Here is a 20,756-nt window from a genome sequence, read left to right on the forward strand (position 1 = left end):
TGTCCCCTTCGTCTAGTGGCCTAGGACACCGCCCTTTCACGGCGGTAACAGGGGTTCGAGTCCCCTAGGGGACGCCAATAAGCGGGAATAGCTCAGTTGGTAGAGCACGACCTTGCCAAGGTCGGGGTCGCGAGTTCGAGTCTCGTTTCCCGCTCCAGTTACTCAGGCTTCGCCTTTGGCGGTGCCAGTAAACCCGAGGCCTTCGTGGTCGCGGTTGCTGAAATGGCCGAGGTCATTTCGGGCAGTTGTCCCCTTCGTCTAGTGGCCTAGGACACCGCCCTTTCACGGCGGTAACAGGGGTTCGAGTCCCCTAGGGGACGCCAATAAGCGGGAATAGCTCAGTTGGTAGAGCACGACCTTGCCAAGGTCGGGGTCGCGAGTTCGAGTCTCGTTTCCCGCTCCAAATTGCAGGTCCGAGCGTGTATGACTCGCTTGGGCCCAAAGAAAAAAGGACCTTCGGGTCCTTTTTTCGTTTTTGCCTCGCATGCGCTTCAGGCCTTGCACAGGTTCCGCCCTTCGGTAGTTTCGCTACCTCCTACGGTACGCATTATTCCCGTGGGACCCAGCGCCAGCTGGGGAAGGCCGCTGGAAATCTCTACATCCGGTTACGGCCCTGGCGCAACGTTGTCAGTGCCTGGGATCGCTATCGGGCAAGGCCAGCAATTGCTTTTCCTGAGTCCAATCGAACGGCTCGCCGTTCAGTTCGGCTTCGTGCCGACGCTCTTCCAGCTGTTGGTAGAGGTCGATCTCATCATCGGGCATGTAGTGCAAGCAGTCGCCGCCGAAGAACCAGAGCAGGTCTCGTGGCACCAGGTGGGCGATCTGGGGGTAGCGGGTAAATACCTGGCAGAGCAGGTCCTGGCCCAGATAGAAATTCTCCGGGGCTTCATCGGCCAGGGCAGCGATCAGCTCATCGAAACGCTCGACGAACAGATCATGGCTTTCCTCGGGCACTTGCTCGGCTTCGCCCAGGGCCACGAGGATCCCGCGCAGGTGGCGCAGCAGCGCCAGATGATGCTCGATGATGGGGTTGGCCATGGAGTTCTCCTGATGAAAAAGCGCGGCAGTATAAGCGCCGCCGGGCCAATTGTCCCGGACTGGGTCAACGCACCTGCCTATCGGCGCGGGCGAACCTTCCCTAAGCAGGTCATCGACGTCGATTCCGCTCAGCGCTGCGCGGAACAGCCCCGCCTGGCGCGCCAATCCCGGCATCCGTTGAACGGCTCAGGTCCTACCGGGTACGACAGGGCATGGCGTGCCCTCGAGACGCCGGGGAAACTTAGCCCACTGCTTTCCGGTCGGTGCTTAGGCAGCCCAGGCGCGCGCAATGGCCTGGGGCTGATAGTGACTATCGACACCCTCGACTGTACGCGCGCGTCTGGCCTGGTCAGCATCGGGCTCAGAGAAGCATTGAATTTCACCCCGGCGAGCCTTAAGTTTCCGGCCACCTTCTTATCGGTAATCAATCTGTGACCAATTCCGCACTGTCTATCCGGCAGCTAACCAAGACCTACGGCAACGGTTTCCAGGCGCTCAAGGGCATCGACCTCGATGTGGCCGAAGGCGATTTCTTCGCCCTGCTCGGCCCCAATGGGGCGGGCAAATCCACCACCATCGGCATCCTCTCTACCTTGGTGAACAAGACCAGCGGCAGTGTGAATGTGTTCGGCCATGATCTGGACCGTGACCCCGCGCGGCTGAAGCGTTCCATCGGCGTAGTGCCTCAGGAGTTCAACTTCAATCAGTTCGAGAAGACCTTCGACATCGTCGTCACCCAGGCCGGTTACTACGGCATACCTCCGAAGATCGCCAAGGCGCGCGCCGAGCAATACCTCACCCAGCTCGGCCTGTGGGAAAAACGTGACGTGCCGTCGCGGTCCTTGAGCGGCGGCATGAAGCGTCGCCTGATGATCGCCCGCGCGCTGATCCACGAGCCGCGTCTGTTGATTCTCGATGAGCCCACCGCTGGCGTGGACATCGAGTTGCGTCGCTCGATGTGGTCGTTCCTGACGGAGCTGAACCGCAAGGGCATCACCATCATCCTGACCACTCACTACCTCGAGGAAGCCGAGCAGTTGTGCCGCAACATCGGCATCATCGATCACGGCACCATCGCCGAGAACACCAGCATGCGCGAGCTGCTGGGCAAGCTGAACGTGGAAACCTTCGTGCTCGACCTGCGCCAGGACCTGGCCTGCGCACCGCAGCTGGCCGGGTACCCGTGCCGCCTGCTCGACCCCCACACCCTCGAGGTGCAGGTAGGCAAGCAGGCCGGTATCACCGAGCTGTTCGGCCAGCTGGCCGCCAGGAACATCGACGTGCTGAGCCTGCGAAACAAAACCAACCGCCTGGAGGAGCTGTTCGTGTCCCTGGTTGAAAAGAACCTTTCAAAGGTGGCCCTATGAGCACGGAGTTTTCCCACAACCTGGTAGCGCTCAGGACCATCGTGTACCGCGAGATCCGGCGCTTCATGCGCATCTGGCCGCAAACCCTGCTGCCTCCGGCCATCACCATGGTCCTGTATTTCGTGATCTTCGGTAACCTGATCGGTCGCCAGATCGGCGACATGGGTGGCTTCAGCTACATGCAGTACATCGTACCCGGGCTGATCATGATGTCGGTGATCACCAACTCCTACGGCAACGTGGTTTCCAGTTTCTTCGGGGCCAAGTTTCAGCGTTCCATCGAGGAGCTGATGGTATCGCCGGTATCGGCCCACACCATCCTGATCGGCTATACTCTCGGCGGCGTGCTCCGTGGCCTGGCGGTCGGCGTCATCGTGACCTTGCTGTCGCTGTTCTTCACCCATCTGCAGGTCCATCATCTGGGCGTGACCCTGGTGGTAGTGTTGTTGACGGCGACCATTTTCTCCCTGCTGGGCTTCGTCAACGCTGTGTTCGCACGCAATTTCGACGATATTTCCATCATTCCGACCTTCGTGTTGACGCCCCTGACTTACCTGGGCGGGGTGTTCTATTCCATCAACCTGCTCCCGCCTATCTGGCAGACCATCTCCCTGGCCAACCCTGTGCTGCACATGGTCAACTCGTTCCGCTATGGCATCCTCGGCGTGTCCGATATCCGGATCGGCACCGCCCTGACCTTCATGGCCGTGGCTACGGTAGTGCTGTATTTCGTCTGCGCGCGCCTGCTGGTCAGCGGCCGCGGCATGCGCACCTGAGTTTCGCCGGCCTCATGGTCGGTAACAGGGCTACGCTTCCCCGGCGCTGCGCTCACCCTTAGGCTATCTCGGTAGTCGTGACTCACGGACGAGTCGGGGAGGGGAGGAGATGGTTCGGGCGCTGCTGGCCTTGGCCTGTGGGATTCTCGCGGCACGTGCCTGGCCGGGGCCGCCATCGTCCTGGGTAGCGAGCTTGCTAGCCAGCGCTGCCCTGGCACTGTTGGCGCTAGCCTGGCGTCCGGCCCTGTGGCTTGGCCTGGGCTTGGCGGGCCTGGCCTGGGCCTTGGCCGCAGCCCTTCAGGTACAGGCTGACCAGTTGGCCACCAGCCTGGAGAACAGAACCCTGTGGCTGGAGGGGCGAGTCGCCGGCTTGCCCAGCCGTGCCGGGGGCGTGACCCATTTCGAACTGGTGCAGGCCCGATCCCGGCGCGCAGCGTTGCCTTCCCGCGTGCGGCTGCGCTGGCACGGTGCGCCCACCCTGCGCGAAGGCGAACGCTGGCGTCTGGCCGCTACCCTTGCCCGGCCCCGGGGCCAGGTCAACCCCGGCGGGCTGGACTACGAAGCCTGGCTGTTCGCTCGTGGCATCGGAGCAACAGGCAGCGTGAAGGATGGCCAGCGCCTCGAAACCCGTGCAAGCAGCCTACGCGAACGGCTTCGCCAGCGCTTGCTGGAGGCTCAGGCGCATCCTTTGCTGTTGCCCCTGGTACTGGGCGATGGCTCCGGCCTGACCGAGCGACACTGGCGTGTGCTCCAGTCCACCGGCACGGTGCATCTGTTCGTGGTCTCCGGCCAGCATGTGGGCCTGGCCGCGGGCCTGGCCTACGGGCTGATCGCCGGGTTGTGGCGCCTGGGGCTGTGGCCCCGGCGCTGGCCGTGGCTGCCGTGGGCCTGCGGTTGTGCGCTGCTGTCCGCTCTTGGCTACGGCCACATGGCAGGGTTCGCGGTGCCCGTTCAGCGTGCTTGCCTGATGATCGCCGTCGTCCTGCTCTGGCGCTTGCGCTTGCGTCAGCCAGGCGTGTTCACCCCGCTGCTGTTGGCCCTGGTCGCTGTTCTGGTGGCCAGCCCGCTGGTCATGCTCATGCCGGGTTTCTGGCTTTCCTTCACCGCCGTGGGCGTATTGCTTTTCGGCTTCGCCGGCCGACTCGGGCCCTGGCCCTGGTGGCGAGCCTGGGCACGCGCGCAATGGCTGGTCGCCCTTGGGCTGGCTCCCGTGCTGGCGCTGCTGGCCCTGCCCATCAGCCTGAGCGGGCCCTGGGTGAACCTGTTCGCCGGGCCCTGGATCAGCTTCGTCGTGCTGCCCCTGGCACTCCTGGGCAGCGTGGCGCTGGTGCTTTCGCCCTGGGGCGGGGAAGCGCTACTCGGGTTGGCTGGGCGAGGGCTGGAGGCATTATTGAAGGTGGTGGCGCCCGTCGCCGACCTGGCGCCTGCCTGGCTGGGCCCGGGCCTGCCCCTGTGGAGCGCCGTGCTCGCCCTGCTGGGCGCTCTGCTGCTGTTACTACCAATGGGCCTGCCGCTGCGCGTGCTGGGGCTGCCCTTGCTGCTTCAGCTCGGCTTTCCAAGCCTGGCGCGGCCACCCTGGGGCCAGGCCCAGGTGATGCAGCTGGACGTTGGCCAGGGCTTGGCAGTGCTGGTACGCACGCGAGACCATGTCTTGCTGTTCGATGCCGGGCCACGTTATTCCAGCAATGACGCCGGAGAGCGTATCGTAGTGCCGAGCCTTCGCCGTCTGGGTATCTCACGTCTGGATACACTGATCATCAGTCATGACCACGCCGACCACAGCGGCGGCGCCCAGGCGGTACTGAAGTCCCTCAAGCCAGCCCGGGTACTGGCGGGTGAGCCCCTGGCCGCCCCGGATGCATGGCGCGCGCAGCCCTGTGAAAACGCTGCCGGTTGGGAATGGAACGGCGTGCGCTTCCAGACCTGGCGTTGGAGCGCGGCACAAGACAGCAACCCGTCTTCGTGCGTACTTCTAGTGGAAGCCGAAGGCGAACGCCTGCTATTGACTGGCGACATCGACGCCCGCGCCGAACGAGCCCTGGTATCAGCCTGGCCCGGCCTGCAAGCGCGCTGGCTGCAGGCGCCCCATCACGGCAGCCGCACCTCCAGCTCCGCGCTGTTGCTCGATAGCCTGCAGCCAGAGGCGGCGCTGATTTCCCGCGGCTGGAACAGCCGGTTCGGCCATCCTCACCCCGAGGTAGTCCGACGCCTGGACGAGCGGGGCATTGCCCGCTGGGACAGCGCATTGCACGGAGCGGTGGAACTGCGCTTGGGCGCGAGCCAGCCTGCCCAGGGCTGGCGGCAGCGGGCCAGGTTGTGGCGGGCGATGGCCGCCGACGAGGCGCAATAGGCGGCGGGCTTGCCTGTGGACGGTTGTGATAGAGTGGCGCAATTTGCTGGAGAGGGACTTCATTGTGTGGGAACTGGTCAAAGCCGGCGGCTGGATGATGCTGCCGATCATCTTGAGCTCCATCGCAGCCCTTGCCATTGTGGCCGAGCGCTTGTGGAGCCTGCGAGCGAGCCGGGTCACTCCGCCAAACCTGGTTGCCCAGGTATGGAAATGGATCAAGGACAAGCAGCTCAACAATGAGAAGCTGAAGGAGCTGCGGGCCAATTCGCCCCTGGGGCAGATACTGGCGGCGGGCCTGGCCAACTCGCGTCATGGCCGCGACATCATGAAAGAGTGCATCGAGGAGTCGGCCAGCAGTGTGATCCATGAGCTGGAGCGCTATGTGGGCGCCCTGGGGACCATCGCCGCGATGGCGCCCCTGCTCGGCCTGCTGGGTACGGTGCTTGGCATGATCGATATCTTCAGCGCTTTCAACGCCAGCGGCAACACCACCAATGCGGCGATTCTCGCCGGTGGTATCTCCAAGGCACTCATCACCACGGCCTCCGGCCTGATCGTGGCGATCCCCGCCGTGTTCTTCCACCGCCTGCTGCAACGGCGCATCGACGAACTGGTCGTGCGCATGGAGCAGGACGCGGTCAAGCTGGTCGAAGTCGTGCACGGTGACCGCGAAGTGGATATCGAGGGAGGCCGAGCGTGAAGTTCCGCCGTAGCCGTCGACGGCGCGAAGACATCGAGATCAACCTGACGTCCCTGATCGACGTCGTGTTCATCCTGCTGTTGTTCTTCGTGGTCACCACCACCTTCAAGCGGGAAAGCCAGCTGCAGGTCGACCTCCCCGAGGCGGTGAGCGGCGCGCCCGAAGACCACCCGCCCAAGCGGTTGGACATCGCCATCAGCGCCGATGGTGACTATGCCATCAATGACCATCGCTTGCCCAAGAGCGACCTGGATACGCTGATCAGTGCCTTGCGTGCCGAATCCGGCGGCGATACCAGCCTGCCACTGTCGATCAGCGCCGATGGCAAGACGCCTCACCAGGCCGTGATCACGGCCATGGACGCGGCGGGCAAGCTGGGCTTCAGCCGCCTGAGCATGACTACGGTCGAGGCCCAGGGGACACCCTGATGGGACTATCCGATCGCCTGCTGGCCGCCTGGTACCACGGCCATCCAGCCCTGGCCTTGTTGCGCCCTCTCGAGACGCTGTACAAAGGGGTCGCGCTAGGCCGCCGGCGTGACTTCCTGGAAGGGCGAAAGCCTGGCTGGAAAGCTCCCGTGCCGGTAATAGTGGTAGGCAATATCACTGTTGGGGGTACCGGCAAGACCCCGACCATTCTCTGGCTGATCGAGCATTGTCGTCGCGCGGGCCTGCGCGTGGGGGTCATCAGCCGCGGCTATGGCGCCCGGCCGCCGCGCTTTCCCTGGCTGGTCAGCACTCAGGACAGCGCCAGCGTGGCGGGGGATGAGCCCCTGTTGCTGGTCCGTCGCTCCGGCGTGCCCTTGGCCATCGATCCTGACCGCGCCCAGGCCGCCCGGGCCTTGTTGGCGGCGCATCCCCTGGACCTGATCCTCTGCGACGATGGTCTGCAGCATTACCGGCTCGCCCGCGATCTGGAACTGGTGCTGATCGACGCGGCCCGTGGCCTCGGCAACGGCCGTTGCCTACCGGCCGGTCCCTTGCGCGAACCGCCGCAGCGCCTGGCGGCGGTGGACGCAGTGCTTTGCAATGGCCAGTCAGGCGATACCGCTCTGGGCTATGGGATGACCCTGGCACCGGTGGCCCTCGTCAATCTGGTATCGGGCGAGCGCGTCGGCCTGGATCACTTTCCCGCCGGCCAGGCCCTGCACGCAGTGGCCGGCATCGGCAACCCGCAGCGTTTCTTCTCCACCTTGCAGGGGTTAAACTGGCGGCCGACCGAGCATGCCTTTGCCGACCATGCCCTGTACAGCGCGGCGCAGTTGGCCTTCGAGCCGCCGCTGCCGTTGGTGATGACCGAAAAAGACGCGGTCAAGTGCCAGGCCTTCGCTGGTCCTGACTGGTGGTACCTGGCAGTGGACGCCCAACCGTCTCCCGCTTTCGTGGCCTGGTTCGACGCCCGCCTCGCACAATTGATGGCCGGCGTGCCTCCAGCCACCGGTTCTCCCTGACCCAAGGATTCCTATGGACACCAAACTGCTCGACATTCTCGCCTGCCCCATCTGCAAGGGCCCGCTCAAGCTCAGCGAAGACAAGACCGAACTGATCAGCAAGGGCGCTGGCCTGGCATACCCCATTCGCGATGGGATTCCGGTGATGCTGGAAAGCGAAGCCCGCACCCTTACCGATGACGAGCGCCTGGAAAAATGACTGTCGCGTTCACTGTGGTGATACCTGCCCGGTATGGCTCGACCCGCTTCCCGGGCAAGCCGCTGCAGGCCATCGCCGGCAAACCGATGATCCGCCACGTCTGGGAGCAGGCCCAGCGCAGCGCGGCCGCTCGAGTCGTGGTCGCCACCGATGATGAACGTATCGCCCTGGCCTGCCGGGAATTCGGCGCGGAGGTGGTGATGACCCGCGCGGACCATGAGTCCGGGACCGATCGCCTGGCCGAGGTGGTGGCGGTCCTGGGCCTGGCCAACGACGCCATCGTGGTCAACGTTCAAGGCGACGAGCCTTTGATCCCGCCGGCGGTGATCGACCAGGTAGCCGCCAACCTGGCTGCCAATATCGAGGCCCGCATGGCCACCCTGAGCGAGCCGTTGCTCGAGGCCCGGCAACTGTTCAACCCCAATGTGGTGAAGGTGTCCACCGACCTGGCCGGCCTGGCGCTGACCTTCAGCCGGGCGCCCTTGCCCTGGGCTCGTGACGCGTTCGCCCAGCGACCCGGCGAGCTGCCCGAGGGTGTGCCCTACCGCAGGCACATCGGCATCTATGCCTACCGCGCCGGCTTCCTCAGCGATTTCGTGGCCTGGGGGCCTTGCTGGCTGGAGAAAACCGAGTCATTGGAGCAGCTCCGCGCGCTTTGGCATGGGGTACGTATCCATGTGGCCGACGCCGTGGTAGCGCCTGCGCCGGGGGTGGATACTCCCGAAGACCTGGAGCGCGTGCGGCGCCTGCTGGAGGCCGAATGACCCTGGCTATCGGCCGGGGCGTGTCGCTCAAGCCCTACAACACGTTCGGCGTCGACGGCCAGGCGGAGTATTTCGCCGAGGTGGCCGATGAGCAGGCGCTGCGCGAAGCGCTTGCGTTCGCCGAGGCGCATCGGTTGGACGTCTCCCTGCTCGGCGGGGGCAGTAACCTGCTGCTGCTCGGTGATGTGCCTGGCCTGGTGATCCGTATGGTGGGGCAGGGCCGGCGCCTGCTGCGCGAGGAGGGCAGCAGGGTGCTGGTGGAGGCGGAGGCGGGCGAGCCCTGGCATCCTTTCGTCACCTGGACCCTCGGGCAAGGCTTGGGTGGGCTGGAAAACCTCAGTCTGATCCCCGGCACCGTGGGGGCGTCACCCATGCAGAACTTGGGTGCCTATGGGGTTGAGGTGAAGGACCTCTTCGCCGGCCTGACCGCGCTGGATCGCCATACCGGCGAACTCTGTGAGTTCGGCCTGGCCGATTGCCGTTTCGGCTATCGTGACAGCCTGTTCAAGCAGACCCCCGGTCGCTGGGTCATCCTGCGCGTGCGTTTCTGGCTGGACCGCCATGGCCCGCTGCGTCTGGACTATGGCCCCGTGCGCGATCGCCTGCGCGAGCAAGGGGTGACGGAGCCAACCTTCGCGACGGTAAGCGCGGCCATCACTTCCATCCGCCAGGAAAAGCTGCCCGATCCGGCCCGTCTGGGCAATGCCGGCAGTTTCTTCAAGAACCCGGTCGTGGACGGCGCCATGGCGGCTGCCATCAAGGCGCGCTGGCCCGGTCTGGTGGTTTATCCGCAGCCGGGCGGGCAGGCCAAGCTCGCCGCCGGTTGGCTCATCGAACAAGCAGGGTGGAAGGGCTACCGCCGCGGTGATGTCGGCGTGCACAAGGACCAGGCCTTGGTGCTGGTCAATCATGGCAACGCCACGGGCGCCGAATTGCTGGCGCTGGCCCGAGACATTCAGGGCTCTGTCGAAGCACGTTTCGGTGTAGCGCTGGAAATGGAGCCCAACCTGCTGCCACGCCCCTGAACCCCAGCGCTTCGTTGCCGTCCGATGCTTGGAATTCCTGGCTGGCGAGACATGAAGGGGCAAGGGCATGAATAGCGTCGACCTCGGCGTTTTGCAGGATGTACGAACCTGGGCGGACGAGGGCCGACAGGTTGTCCTCTACACCGTAGTGCAGACCTGGGGCAGCGCGCCTCGTCCGCCCGGTGCCCTGCTGGCCCTGCGTGACGATGGGGTGGTCAGCGGATCGGTGTCAGGTGGGTGTATCGAGGATGACCTGATTGCGCGCCTGCGCGATGGTCGTCTGCGGCAGGAAAAGGAGCGCGTGTCCATGGTCACCTACGGGCTGACCCTGGAGGAGGCCGCTCGTTTCGGCTTGCCCTGTGGCGGTACCCTGCGCCTGACTCAGGAACGAATCGAAGACGCGGCCTGGGTGGACGAACTGCTGCTTCGCTGCGCCAACCATCAGGTGGTGGTGCGTGAGCTGGACCTGGCCACCGGAGCGGTACGTTTGGTCACCGCCGGTCGAGAAGCGATACATGAGTTTGATGGCCAATACCTGCGAACCGTTCATGGTCCCCGCTGGCGCCTGCTGCTGATCGGGGCGGGGCAGTTGTCCCGGTATGTGGCGGACTTGGCGACCATGCTCGATTTCGAGGTTCTGGTGTGCGACCCGCGCGATGAGTTCAGCCAAGGCTGGGAGAGCAACCACGGCCGTTTCGTCACTGGCATGCCCGATGATGCCGTGCTATCCATCGAACCGGACGAGCGCACCGCCATCGTGGCCTTGACCCATGATCCTCGTCTGGATGACATGGCCTTGCTCACCGCCCTGACTTCCCGCGCCTTCTATGTTGGCGCCCTCGGGTCGCGGATCAACAGTGAAAAGCGCCGCGCCAACCTCGCTGCCCTGGGGCTTGCCCCGGAAGCGCTCGCCCGGCTTCATGGCCCCGTTGGCCTGCCTATCGGCAGCCATACGCCCGCCGAGATCGCGCTTTCCTTGATGGCGGAAATCGTCGCCGTGAAGAACCGAGTCGCATGAAGTACCCCTGCGCTGTGGTACTGGCCGCCGGTTATGGTCGGCGCTTCCGCGCCCAGGGCGGCGCCGGGCCTCACAAGCTCCTCATGCCGTGCACCGGCCTGGATGGCAGCCTTCGCCCCGTCGTGGAACATGCCCTGGCGCCTTTGGGCAACTGGCCTGGCGAGCGGTTGCTGGTTATCCGTCAGGGCAGCGATGAGCGGGAGCGGTTAAGCGAACTGGCTCGTCGGCACGGCTTCGAAACCCTTGCAGTGCCCTCCGCTGGCATGGGCGATAGCCTGAGCGCGGCCGTACGCGCCCGGCCGCAAGCCTGCGGCTGGCTGGTGCTGCTTGGCGACATGCCTTGGATCCGCTCACAAACCCTGCACCAGGTGGCCGCTGCCCTGGCTCAGCATTCCATCGCTGCGCCCTTGTACCAAGGGCGGCGAGGGCATCCGGTGGGTTTCGCGGCGAGCCAGCGGGCCGGGCTGGAACAGCTTAGTGGGGACGTCGGCGCCCGTCAGTTGCTGTCTCAGCCCGATGTAGGCTGGGTGGAGGTCAGCGACCCCGGCGTGGTGCGTGATGTCGACGTACCTGCCGACCTGGAGGGTGCGCGTCAGCGCTGACACCTACGCTGAATCGCGCCCAAGAAAAAGCCCCTGCGATCTTGCGATGGCAGGGGCTTTTTCTACGTCAGGCGCTTATGCCAGGGGCTTGGGCGTCTTGTTGGCTTCCTCAGCCTGCTCGGTCCCGGCAGCAGCTTCCTCGGCGGTCTTGACGTTTTCGTCCAGTACCAGGGAAGGCTCGGCCTGTGCAGCTTCACCTTGCACAGCCTCAGGGGCTGCGACTTCGGCGTCTGCCGCCTTGGCCTGAGTTGGCACGGCCTCGGCCGGAGAGACCTCGATCGGCGCCTGCTGCACGGGCTCGACCTGTGCATCAGCCGCGGCGCGGTGCTCGGCCGCTGCGCTCAGGGCCTCGGCGGCAGCCTCAGTGGCGACAGCCTGGTTGGGTTCAACCTCGACCGGAGCGGCCACTTCAGCCTGCACCGGTGCTTCGGCTTCGGCCAGGGCGGTGGCGCCGGCCAGGCGAGCGGCTTCCTCGGCTTCCCGCGCGGCAGCGGCGGCCAACTCGGCTTCACGCTTGCGACGGCGGACTTCCCGCGGATCGTTCGGTGCGCGGCCGTTGCTGAGCATCACCGGCGCCGGAGCTGGCGCCTCGACGACAGGCGCCTCGGTGGCCGGAGTGGCTTCGGTGAAGCGTTCCTGCGAGGGCACCATGGCTTCGCTTGCGCTAGCGGCGACAGGTGAGTCCGCCACCGGGGCGACGGGTTGTTCGGCGGCCGCGGTCGCCGCAGGCACCTCTACCTGTTCTACCGGCTGCTCCACCACAGGCGCGACCGCTACCTCAGGCAGCGGCTCTGGTGCTGGCTCGGCGGCTGCCGGAGCTTCGACCAAACGCTCCAGAGGCGCTGGCACGATAGCGTTCGCCTGTTCGGCAGGGGTGGCCACGATTTCCGGCGCGGCGGTGGCCTGGTCGCCTGGCTTGCTGGCTTCCCCGGTGGCAGGCAGGCTGGCGGTGGCGGCCTCGGCGCGTGCGTGAGCCTGGGCTTCGGCGGCGGGGCTGATAGCGCCTTCCGCGGCCGCGGCGGTAGCGGCAAGGGCGGACAACTCGGTGCCTTCCGCTTCCTCGCCTTCACCGCCGATCAACTCGCCGTTGGCGTCACGCTGACGCTCGCGACGGTTGCTGCGGCGACGCTGGCCACGAGAGCGGCGGCGTGGACGTTCGCCTTCCTGACCTTCCTGGTTGTCGTGATTGTCGTCCAGCGACTCTTCATTGAGCGCGGCTTCCTCAGTGGCGGCCGACTCGGAGCTGGCAGCGTCCTCGCGGGCGGGACGCAGCTGGCGTTCCTCGCGAGGAGCACGCTCCTCACGTGGCGCGCGCTCTTCACGCGGGGTGCGCTCCTCACGACCTTCCCGTGGGCCACGCTCTTCACGCAGCTCACGCGGGGCCCGCTCTTCACGAGCGGGGCGTTCGCTGCGCTCGGCACGGGCCGGGGCCTCGTCACGCGCCGGGGTGGCCGGAGCGTCCAGAGGTTCACGCAGCTCACGCACAGGGCGGTCTTCACGGCCACGGCGGTCTTCACGGGGAGCGCGACCTTCACGCGCTGGGCGGGGCGCGCGTTCCTCGCGAGCGACTGGCGCTTCCTCGCGGGCGACACGTTCTTCACGCGGGGCCCGGTCCTCACGCGGCGCACGCTCTTCACGCGGGGCACGTTCCTCACGCGGTGCGCGCTCCTCACGACCCGCGCGCTCTTCGCGTGGCTTGCGCTCTTCGTCGCGCCGGCCGTTGCGGTTGCGGCTCTGCTGGCGGCCGTTGCGGCGCTCTTCGTTGCGGCTGCTCCGTTCGCTGGTCGGCTTGGGGGTGGCGGCGGTGGCCACGGGCGCCGGGGCGGCAGGGGTTTCCTTGCCGGCGAACAGGCTGACCAGCGACTTCACCAGGCCCTTGAACAGGCTAGGCTCGGCGGTAGCCGGCGCGGTGCTCGGCACTGGCTCAGGCTGGGCCTCTTCAGTCGCGGGCATCGGCGCGTTGGCGCGGGCCGGGGCGGTCTTGACCGCGGCTTCCTGGCGGACCAGGGTGCGGGTAGCGGCCACTGGCTGGACATCCTCGGCCTCGGCCGCGGCGATTTCGTAGCTGGATTGGGCGTTCAATACTTCGGGATTGTCGTCGCGCAGGCGCTGGACTTCGAAGTGAGGGGTTTCCAGGTGGTCGTTGGGCAGGATGATGATGCGGGCCCGGGTGCGCAGCTCGATCTTGGTGATGGAGTTTCGCTTTTCGTTGAGCAGGAAAGCGGCCACCGGGATAGGTACCTGGGCGCGTACTTCGGCGGTACGGTCCTTCAGGGCTTCTTCCTCGATCAGGCGCAGGATGGCCAGGGACAGGGACTCCACGTCGCGGATGATCCCGGTGCCGCTGCAGCGCGGGCAGACGATGCCGCTGCTTTCGCCCAGGGAGGGGCGCAGGCGCTGGCGGGACATTTCCAGCAGGCCGAAGCGGGAGATGCGCCCCACCTGCACGCGGGCACGATCAGCCTCCAGGCACTCACGCACACGCTCTTCCACGGCACGCTGGTTCTTGGCCGGGGTCATGTCGATGAAGTCGATGACGATCAGGCCGCCGATGTCGCGCAGGCGCAGCTGGCGGGCGATTTCCTCGGCCGCTTCCAGGTTGGTCTGCAAGGCGGTTTCTTCGATGTCGCTGCCCTTGGTGGCGCGCGCCGAGTTGATGTCGATGGACACCAGGGCTTCGGTCGGGTCGATCACGATGGAGCCGCCGGAGGGCAGCTCGACCACGCGCTGGAAGGCGGTTTCGATCTGGCTTTCGATCTGGAAGCGGTTGAACAGCGGGACGCTGTCTTCGTAGAGCTTGATCTTGCTGGCGTACTGCGGCATCACCTGGCGAATGAAGGTCAGGGCTTCTTCCTGGGCCTCCACGCTGTCGATCAGTACCTCGCCGATGTCCTGGCGCAGGTAGTCGCGGATGGCGCGGATGATGACGTTGCTTTCCTGATAGATCAGGAAAGGGGCGGCGCGGCCCACCGAGGCTTCCTTGATGGCCGTCCACAGCTGCAGGAGGTAGTCCAGGTCCCACTGCATCTCTTCGCTGCTACGGCCCAGGCCGGCGGTGCGAACGATCAGGCCCATGTCGGCCGGCGCGACCAGGCCGTTCAGGGCCTCGCGCAGTTCGTTGCGCTCCTCGCCTTCGATACGGCGTGAAATGCCCCCGGCGCGTGGGTTGTTCGGCATCAGCACCAGGTAGCGGCCAGCCAGGCTGATGAAGGTGGTCAAGGCGGCGCCCTTGTTGCCGCGCTCTTCCTTCTCGACCTGGACGATGACTTCCTGGCCTTCGCTCAGTACTTCCTTGATGTTGACCCGGCCTTCCGGAGTCTTCTTGAAGTATTCGCGGGAAATTTCCTTCAGCGGCAGGAAGCCGTGGCGCTCGGAGCCGAAGTCCACGAAGGCGGCTTCGAGGCTGGGCTCGATACGGGTGATGCGGCCCTTGTAGATGTTGGCTTTCTTCTGCTCGCGTGCGCCGGATTCGATATCCAGGTCATAGAGCCGCTGGCCATCTACCAGGGCGACACGCAACTCTTCGGGTTGAGTTGCGTTAATCAACATTCTTTTCATGTAGTACCGTCGGTTTCCGGGCTGCCGGAAACGGCGTTCGGCACACACGACTTCTCACGGTCGGTGTTCAGGTGCGAGGAAGGTAGCTCGCCTTCCTGCCAGGAACCAGGCTCTTTCCGGGCCCTACCTGGCGACGCGTCCTGCCTTTGTGTGGTGTCAAAAGCACTCAGTCAGGAGGAGGAATCAGACAGCGCGCCGCGGAAGCCTTCGAAGGCGTCTGCGCGGGGCCGACCGTGCCGTGGTTCGATTGCTGGGGCGGCCGGAAGTACTTCGTTCGGTAAGGCCGGGTTGAACACAGGCCGCCAAACCACTCCATCTCCACCCAGGTCGATCCTGGCAGGGCTCGGTGCCACACGGCACGTTACCTGTGCATCTCCACCCTACACGTATCCCTGATAATTCGGGTGCTGCCGCGCGCTGAATCCGCAACGGGTTGGCATTTATCACGGCGCCGGTGGGCTGCCGCACGTAAAAAATCAAGGCTTGTATTTCCGAAGCCAACAGCTTGGGCCGGGCATGAACGGCTGGGCTCTTGTCATAGCCACAGGTTCGAACACCCAGGGCTGATAAGACTACCCTGCTGGTATCGACTCGTTCTGCCAGGCCGCGCCCTTGGTGCGCCCAGGGGGCACCGCGCGCTGAAAGCCCCGTCGGACGGCCTCGCGTCCTGTTTGACCAACTGGGTAAGCGGCGGTCGTTTACCGTCTGTCACTCCCCAGCCGCTTATGGCGGCGTTCGGGACTATAGCAGCAAACATTAAGTGCTTCAAATGGCTCAAAAATTGATATTATCCGCGCCATGACCACGACCTCTCCTCCAACTTCAGGCGTCCAGATGCTTGAAGTTGCGCCGGAACTTGCCGGCCAACGCATCGACAATTTCCTTATCACCGCGCTCAAGGGCGTTCCCCGGACGCTGGTATATCGCATCCTGCGCAAGGGCGAGGTGCGAGTGAACAAGGGGCGGATCAAGCCTGAATACAAGTTGCAGGCTGGCGATATCATCCGCGTGCCGCCGATACGCCTGCCCGAGCGCGACGCTCCGGTCCCGGTGGCCCAGGGCCTGCTCGAGCGGCTGGAGGCGGCCATTGTCCATGAAGACAAGGGGTTGATCATTCTCAACAAGCCCGCGGGCATCGCCGTTCACGGCGGCAGTGGCCTGAGCTTTGGGGTGATCGAGGCCTTCCGTCAGCTGCGGCCCGACGCCAAGGAGCTGGAACTGGTCCATCGCCTGGACCGCGATACCTCCGGGCTGCTGATGATCGCCAAGAAGCGCAGCATGCTGCGGCATCTGCACGAGGCTCTGCGCGGGGATGGCGTGGACAAGCGCTACATGGCCCTGGTGAGAGGGCACTGGCCTACCGGCAAGAAACAGGTCAGCGCGCCCTTGCTCAAGAGCAACCTGCGCTCGGGCGAGCGGATGGTCGAGGTGAATCCGGAAGGCAAGGAGGCGTTGACACTGTTCAAGGTGCTGCGCCGCTTCGGCGATTTCGCCACGCTGGTGGAGGCGCGCCCGGTCACCGGGCGCACTCATCAGATCCGCGTCCATGCCTTGCATGCTGGCCATTGCATCGCCGGCGATCCAAAATACGGCGACGAAGCCTTTACCCGCGAGCTTCGTGAGCTGGGTGGCAAGCGTCTGTTCCTGCACGCCTACGCTTTGTCGCTGACCCTGCCCGATGGCAGCCGGCTGGAAGTCAAGGCGCCGGTCGATGATACCTGGGCCTCGGCCGTGGAGCGCCTGGCCAGTGCCTGACTATGACCTGCTTGTCTTCGACTGGGACGGCACCCTTGCCGATTCCATCGCCCGCATCGTCGATGCCATGCAACATGGCGCGCGGGCCATGGGCCTGGCGCCCAGGGATGCGACACAGGTCAAGGGCATCATCGGGCTTGGCCTGCCCGAGGCCATCCAGGCCTTGTATCCCTTGCTGGATGAAGCGTCCATCCCGTTGTTCCGCGAGCATTACGCCGAGCGCTACATAGCGCTTGAAGCCACGCCTTCGCCGCTGTTCGAAGGCGTGGCCGAAGGGCTGGTCGCCTTTCGTCGGGCGGGCTATCGGCTGGCGGTCGCCACCGGCAAGGCGAGGCGCGGGCTGGACCGAGTACTGAAAGGCCACGACCTGGCCGATTTTTTCGATATCACCCGCGCCGCGGATGAAACCCGCAGCAAGCCGGACCCTCTGATGCTCGAGCAGATCCTGACTCACTGTGGCGTGCGCCCGCAGCGGGCCCTGATGATCGGTGACTCGGCCTTCGACCTGCAGATGGCGCGCAATGTCGGCATGCCTTGCGTGGCGGTAGGTTACGGCGCCATGGAATTGAGCGCGCTGATGGCTTATGAGCCAGTGCTGGCGATCGAGCATTTTTCCCAATTGACCGTCTGGCTGCAGCCGGGCGGACCCTTATCAGCCAAAGGTGAGTAGACGGATGTCGGATGAATGGAAAGCGCCTCCCGCCGCGGATGAGTCCGGTCGCGCAGGCGATGAACGCAGCTGGAAGCTGCTGGAGAAAACCCTGCTGGCCAGCGTGCAGGAACAGCGCCGCGCCCGTCGATGGGGGATCTTCTTCAAAAGCCTTACCTTCCTTTACCTGCTGGGCATGCTCATCCTCTTTTCCCCCATTGGGAAGCTGGAAAAAAGCGCTGGCAAGGGCGACAGCTATACCGCGCTGATCGATGTGAAAGGGGTGATCGCCGACAAGGAAGACGCCAGCGCCGACAACATCGTGACCAGCCTGCGCCGGGCCTTCGATGATCCTCGGGTCAAGGGTGTGGTGCTGCGCATCAATAGTCCGGGCGGCAGTCCGGTGCAGTCTGGCTATGTGTATGACGAGATCAAACGTCTGCGCGCGTTGCATCCAGGTATCAAGCTCTACGCGGTCATCGCTGACCTGGGCGCCTCTGGGGCCTATTACATCGCCAGTGCGGCGGATGAAATCTACGCCGACAAGGCCAGCCTGGTGGGGTCCATTGGTGTGACTGCGGCAGGCTATGGTTTCGTCGGTGCCATGGAAAAGCTTGGGGTCGAGCGTCGGCCCTACAGCTCAGGCGAGCACAAGGCCTTCCTCGATCCGTTCCAGCCGGCCAAGGAATCGGAAACCCGCTTCTGGCAGGGCGTGCTGGACACCACCCACAGGCAGTTCATTGCTCAGGTCAAGGCTGGCCGTGGCGAGCGCCTGAAGGACAAAGACCACCCCGAGCTGTTCTCCGGGTTGGTCTGGTCGGGCGAGCAGGCGCTTGCCCTGGGGCTGATCGACGGGCTCGGCAGCAGCAGCTACGTGGCCCGGGAGCTGGTCGGCGCCAAGGATCTTGTAGAGTTCACGGTCGAGGAGTCCCCGCTCGATCGCTTCTCCAAGAAGCTGGGTGCCAGCGTTGCCAGCGAAATGGCCATGTGGCTTGGCTTCAATGGTCCCACGCTGCGCTGAAGCCGGTCAGGGCACGGCGATACCTGCCGCGCCCAGCATCCCGACCAGGCGTATGAGTGGCAGGCCTACGAGGCTGGTGGCGTCCGGCCCTTCGGTACGCTCGAACAGACTGACCCCAAGGCCCTCGGCCTTGAAGCTGCCGGCGCAGTCATAGGGCTGTTCGGCCCTCAGGTAGCGAGCCAGGACGTTTTCCGGTAGCTGGCGCATGTGTACGGTGAACGGCACCACATCTACCTGGCATTGACCGCTGTGGCTGTCCAGCAGGGCCAGGCCGGTGAGAAAGGTCACCACGCGTCCGCTGGCGGCGATCAGTTGTTCCAAGGCCTTTTCGAAGCCGCCGGGCTTGCCCAGTACCTGGTCGCCCAGCACTGCCACCTGGTCCGAGCCGATGATCAGGTGGTTCGGGTAGCGCTTGGTCAATGCCCTGGCCTTGCTTTCAGCCAGGCGTGTCACCAGGGCGCTGGGCGGCTCGCCTGGCTCGCGCCGTTCGTCCACGTCGGGCGCCTCGGCCTGGAAGGGCAGGCCCAGGCGGCTCAGCAGGGCGTGGCGGTAGGCTGAGCTGGAAGCCAGGATCAATGGCGGCATCGGGGTCTCTCCTTGTAAGGGGGGGGGCTTGATTCTACCCGGCCACTGTCGGGCTGCCGATGGCCGAATTTCCTTTGACACAGCCAGGGGGCATCCCTAGAATGTCGCGCCTATGTTGAATGACCCGATTCCACCTCACGTTGACCCGCGCAAACTGGCCGATCGAGGCGCTACCCTTGAAGGGAGCCTGCCGCTCGCCCAGTTGCAGAGACTTTGCGACCTGCTTTCCGATGATGTCGGTACAGTCCAGGGTAAATTCATCTTCGAACGAGACGAAGACCATACCGTGGTGATCCACAGTGATCTCGACGTCGAAGTGAAGATGGTTTGCCAGCGTTGTCTTGAGCTGGTCACCCTTCCCATCCACAGCGAATGTACATACGCGGTGGTGAAGGAGGGTGCGAATACCCAATCGTTGCCGAAAGGTTATGACGTGCTGGAACTGGGCGAGGATCCCTTGGATCTGCGGGCGATGGTCGAAGACGAGCTCCTGCTCGCGCTGCCGATCATCCCTGCTCATCATCCGGAAGAATGCCAGCAGCCGGCGGGCCTTCAAGAGCCCGAGCCGAGCGAGGACGAGGTAACGCGGTCCAACCCGTTCAGTGTATTGGCGCAGTTAAAGCGTGACCCAAACGTTTAGGAGTTAATCAGTTATGGCTGTTCAGCAGAACAAAAAATCCCGCTCTGCCCGCGACATGCGCCGTTCCCACGACGCCCTCGAGGCCAATGCGCTGTCCGTTGAAAAGAGCACCGGTGAAGTTCACCTGCGCCACCACGTTTCGCCAGAAGGCGTTTACCGTGGCCGTAAGGTGATCGACAAGGGCGCTGACGAGTAATCCTTGTCCGCTCAGATCATCGCGATCGACGCAATGGGCGGGGACTTCGGTCCCCGCGGCATTGTTCAGGCCTGTGTGGCCTGCCTGTCCGAACACCCCTCGCTGTACCTGGCCCTGGTCGGCCAACCTCAACTTCTTGAAAGCCTGCTTGCCGCCTACCCTGGCGTCGATCGCGCGCGCCTGCAGATTCTTCCCGCCAGCGAAGTCATCGCCATGACCGACAAGCCGTCCCAGGCCTTGCGAGGCAAGCCGGACGCCTCCATGCGCGTCGCGCTGCAAGCCCTGCGTGACGACAGGGTGCAGGCCGTGGTAAGCGCGGGCAACACCGGGGCGTTGATGGCATTGTCGCGCCACGTGCTCAAGACGCTTCCGGGAGTGGATCGTCCCGCCATGGTCGCGGCCATACCGACCCGCTCCGGCCATTGCCAGTTGCTGGACCTTGGCGCCAACGTGGATTGCGACGCCGAGCATCTGCACCAGTTCGCCCGGATGGGCGCGGTGTTGGCCCAGGCCCAGGGCGTGGACCGACCCCGGGTGGCCCTGCTCAACGTGGGCACCGAAGACATCAAGGGCAACCAGCAGGTTCGTGCCGCTGCGGCCTTGCTGCAGGACAGCGGGCTCAACTATGTGGGTTTCGTGGAAGGCGACGGGCTTTATCGCGGCGAAGCTGACGTGGTGGTATGCGATGGCTTCGTGGGCAATGTGCTGCTCAAGGCCAGCGAAGGTTTGGCCAGCATGATCGGCGAGCGCATCGAGGCTCAGTTCAACGCCACCTGGGCTACGCGCCTTGCTGGCGCCGTGGCCTTGCCCTTGCTGAGGCGGCTGCGTGAAGAGTTGGTGCCGGCCCGTCACAACGGCGCAAGCTTCCTGGGCCTGCAAGGGATAGTGGTGAAAAGCCATGGCGCCGCGGGGGTCGAGGGCTTGCGCGCGGCCATCGAGCGTGCCCGTCGCCAGGTGCAGGATGACCTGCCACGCCAGCTCGCCACAGGGCTGGCGGCCTGGAGTGCGCCGGGGCAGGCTGGCGAGGGTAGAATGTGACCGGCCGGTTCCCACTATCATCCAA

20 protein-coding genes, 4 tRNA genes and 1 pseudogene are annotated in these 20,756 nt (G+C 65.0%); 22 read left to right on the forward strand and 3 right to left on the reverse strand.

The features are described 5' to 3' along the window. Nucleotide 1 precedes the first annotated feature (1 nt). The 4 genes from ACP691_RS10155 to ACP691_RS10170 all read left to right on the forward strand — a co-directional run bounded on the left by ACP691_RS10155 (nt 2) and on the right by ACP691_RS10170 (nt 403). Nucleotides 2–77, forward strand: a tRNA-Glu gene (locus tag ACP691_RS10155). A gap of 4 nt (nt 78–81) precedes the next feature. Then, nucleotides 82–157: transfer RNA gene (locus tag ACP691_RS10160), tRNA-Gly, on the forward strand. A 90-nt stretch (nt 158–247) separates the two neighbouring features. Further along, a tRNA-Glu gene (locus ACP691_RS10165) sits at nt 248–323 on the forward strand. Nucleotides 324–327: 4 nt separating this feature from the next. Further along, nucleotides 328–403 (forward strand) — tRNA-Gly (locus tag ACP691_RS10170). 224 nt (nt 404–627) lie between these two features. Here the strand turns inward: ACP691_RS10170 and ACP691_RS10175 are convergent. Next, on the reverse strand, nt 628–1,038 hold the full coding sequence (locus ACP691_RS10175; RefSeq protein WP_426149345.1) for a PA2817 family protein: 411 nt from the start codon (nt 1,036–1,038) through the stop codon (nt 628–630). 12 nt (nt 1,039–1,050) lie between these two features. On the opposite strand from ACP691_RS10175, the gene ACP691_RS10180 reads away from it, so the two are divergent. The 12 genes from ACP691_RS10180 (at nt 1,051) to ACP691_RS10235 (ending at nt 11,289) form a co-directional block, all read left to right on the forward strand. After that, entirely contained in the window at nt 1,051–1,473 is a 423-nt protein-coding gene (locus ACP691_RS10180; RefSeq protein ID WP_426149346.1) for a hypothetical protein, read from the forward strand. Further along, nucleotides 1,470–2,405 carry an ABC transporter ATP-binding protein gene (locus ACP691_RS10185; protein WP_426149347.1) on the forward strand — a complete coding sequence of 312 codons (936 nt, stop codon included), beginning with the start codon at nt 1,470–1,472 and terminating at the stop codon, nt 2,403–2,405. Before ACP691_RS10180 ends, ACP691_RS10185 begins: the two co-directional genes overlap by 4 nt. Then, nucleotides 2,402–3,181 (forward strand): ABC transporter permease, encoded by a 780-nt coding sequence (locus ACP691_RS10190; protein ID WP_040260979.1) that lies wholly within the window; start codon nt 2,402–2,404, stop codon nt 3,179–3,181. The genes ACP691_RS10185 and ACP691_RS10190 overlap by 4 nt, the downstream gene beginning before the upstream one ends. A gap of 109 nt (nt 3,182–3,290) precedes the next feature. Next, complete coding sequence (locus ACP691_RS10195; RefSeq protein WP_426149348.1) at nt 3,291–5,531, forward strand: DNA internalization-related competence protein ComEC/Rec2; 2,241 nt, start codon at nt 3,291–3,293, stop codon at nt 5,529–5,531. Between the two features lie 64 nt (nt 5,532–5,595). Next, the gene (locus tag ACP691_RS10200) at nt 5,596–6,231 is read left to right on the forward strand and encodes a MotA/TolQ/ExbB proton channel family protein (RefSeq protein WP_426149349.1); all 636 of its coding nucleotides are present in this window, start codon (nt 5,596–5,598) and stop codon (nt 6,229–6,231) included. Continuing rightward, on the forward strand, nt 6,228–6,659 hold the full coding sequence (locus ACP691_RS10205; RefSeq protein ID WP_426149350.1) for an ExbD/TolR family protein: 432 nt from the start codon (nt 6,228–6,230) through the stop codon (nt 6,657–6,659). Before ACP691_RS10200 ends, ACP691_RS10205 begins: the two co-directional genes overlap by 4 nt. Continuing rightward, nucleotides 6,659–7,681 (forward strand): tetraacyldisaccharide 4'-kinase, encoded by a 1,023-nt coding sequence (gene lpxK, locus ACP691_RS10210; RefSeq protein WP_426149351.1) that lies wholly within the window; start codon nt 6,659–6,661, stop codon nt 7,679–7,681. Before ACP691_RS10205 ends, lpxK begins: the two co-directional genes overlap by 1 nt. Before the next feature lie 13 nt (nt 7,682–7,694). After that, nucleotides 7,695–7,880: a Trm112 family protein gene (locus ACP691_RS10215; protein WP_040260976.1), complete on the forward strand. Its 186-nt coding sequence runs from the start codon at nt 7,695–7,697 to the stop codon at nt 7,878–7,880. Beyond that, nucleotides 7,877–8,644: a 3-deoxy-manno-octulosonate cytidylyltransferase gene (gene kdsB, locus ACP691_RS10220; protein ID WP_426149352.1), complete on the forward strand. Its 768-nt coding sequence runs from the start codon at nt 7,877–7,879 to the stop codon at nt 8,642–8,644. Before ACP691_RS10215 ends, kdsB begins: the two co-directional genes overlap by 4 nt. Next, nucleotides 8,641–9,669, forward strand: a complete 1,029-nt coding sequence (murB, locus tag ACP691_RS10225; protein WP_426149353.1) for a UDP-N-acetylmuramate dehydrogenase — start codon at nt 8,641–8,643, stop codon at nt 9,667–9,669. Before kdsB ends, murB begins: the two co-directional genes overlap by 4 nt. A gap of 67 nt (nt 9,670–9,736) precedes the next feature. Continuing rightward, nucleotides 9,737–10,687 (forward strand): XdhC family protein, encoded by a 951-nt coding sequence (locus tag ACP691_RS10230; RefSeq protein WP_426149354.1) that lies wholly within the window; start codon nt 9,737–9,739, stop codon nt 10,685–10,687. Next, nucleotides 10,684–11,289, forward strand: a complete 606-nt coding sequence (locus tag ACP691_RS10235) for a nucleotidyltransferase family protein (RefSeq protein WP_426149355.1) — start codon at nt 10,684–10,686, stop codon at nt 11,287–11,289. Before ACP691_RS10230 ends, ACP691_RS10235 begins: the two co-directional genes overlap by 4 nt. Before the next feature lie 501 nt (nt 11,290–11,790). Here ACP691_RS10235 and rne read toward each other — a convergent pair. Then, nucleotides 11,791–14,847: pseudogene (gene rne, locus ACP691_RS10240) on the reverse strand (ribonuclease E); the annotation flags it as partial. A gap of 798 nt (nt 14,848–15,645) precedes the next feature. Here rne and rluC point away from each other — a divergent pair. Genes rluC through ACP691_RS10255 form a run of 3 tightly spaced genes read left to right on the forward strand, consistent with a single transcriptional unit; the run spans nt 15,646 to nt 18,272 of the window. After that, nucleotides 15,646–16,602 (forward strand): 23S rRNA pseudouridine(955/2504/2580) synthase RluC, encoded by a 957-nt coding sequence (gene rluC, locus ACP691_RS10245; RefSeq protein WP_426149356.1) that lies wholly within the window; start codon nt 15,646–15,648, stop codon nt 16,600–16,602. Continuing rightward, nucleotides 16,559–17,272 (forward strand): HAD-IA family hydrolase, encoded by a 714-nt coding sequence (locus tag ACP691_RS10250; protein ID WP_426149357.1) that lies wholly within the window; start codon nt 16,559–16,561, stop codon nt 17,270–17,272. The genes rluC and ACP691_RS10250 overlap by 44 nt, the downstream gene beginning before the upstream one ends. 4 nt (nt 17,273–17,276) lie before the next feature. Next, nucleotides 17,277–18,272 (forward strand): S49 family peptidase, encoded by a 996-nt coding sequence (locus ACP691_RS10255; RefSeq protein ID WP_426149358.1) that lies wholly within the window; start codon nt 17,277–17,279, stop codon nt 18,270–18,272. A 6-nt stretch (nt 18,273–18,278) separates the two neighbouring features. Here ACP691_RS10255 and ACP691_RS10260 read toward each other — a convergent pair whose 3' ends face one another. Further along, a complete protein-coding gene (locus ACP691_RS10260; protein ID WP_426149359.1) occupies nt 18,279–18,857 on the reverse strand; it encodes a Maf family protein in 579 nt (192 codons plus the stop codon). A gap of 112 nt (nt 18,858–18,969) precedes the next feature. Between ACP691_RS10260 and ACP691_RS10265 the strand changes: the two genes are divergently transcribed. Genes ACP691_RS10265 through plsX form a run of 3 tightly spaced genes read left to right on the forward strand, consistent with a single transcriptional unit; the run spans nt 18,970 to nt 20,731 of the window. Beyond that, a complete protein-coding gene (locus ACP691_RS10265; protein WP_084596183.1) occupies nt 18,970–19,497 on the forward strand; it encodes a YceD family protein in 528 nt (175 codons plus the stop codon). Nucleotides 19,498–19,510: 13 nt separating this feature from the next. Beyond that, nucleotides 19,511–19,693: a 50S ribosomal protein L32 gene (gene rpmF / locus ACP691_RS10270; protein WP_013791824.1), complete on the forward strand. Its 183-nt coding sequence runs from the start codon at nt 19,511–19,513 to the stop codon at nt 19,691–19,693. 3 nt (nt 19,694–19,696) lie between these two features. Continuing rightward, nucleotides 19,697–20,731 carry a phosphate acyltransferase PlsX gene (gene plsX, locus ACP691_RS10275; protein WP_426149360.1) on the forward strand — a complete coding sequence of 345 codons (1,035 nt, stop codon included), beginning with the start codon at nt 19,697–19,699 and terminating at the stop codon, nt 20,729–20,731. Nucleotides 20,732–20,756: the final 25 nt, after the last annotated feature.

This window comes from Pseudomonas sp. DC3200b2 (assembly GCF_049895785.1).
Taxonomy (GTDB): domain Bacteria; phylum Pseudomonadota; class Gammaproteobacteria; order Pseudomonadales; family Pseudomonadaceae; genus Aquipseudomonas; species Aquipseudomonas massiliensis.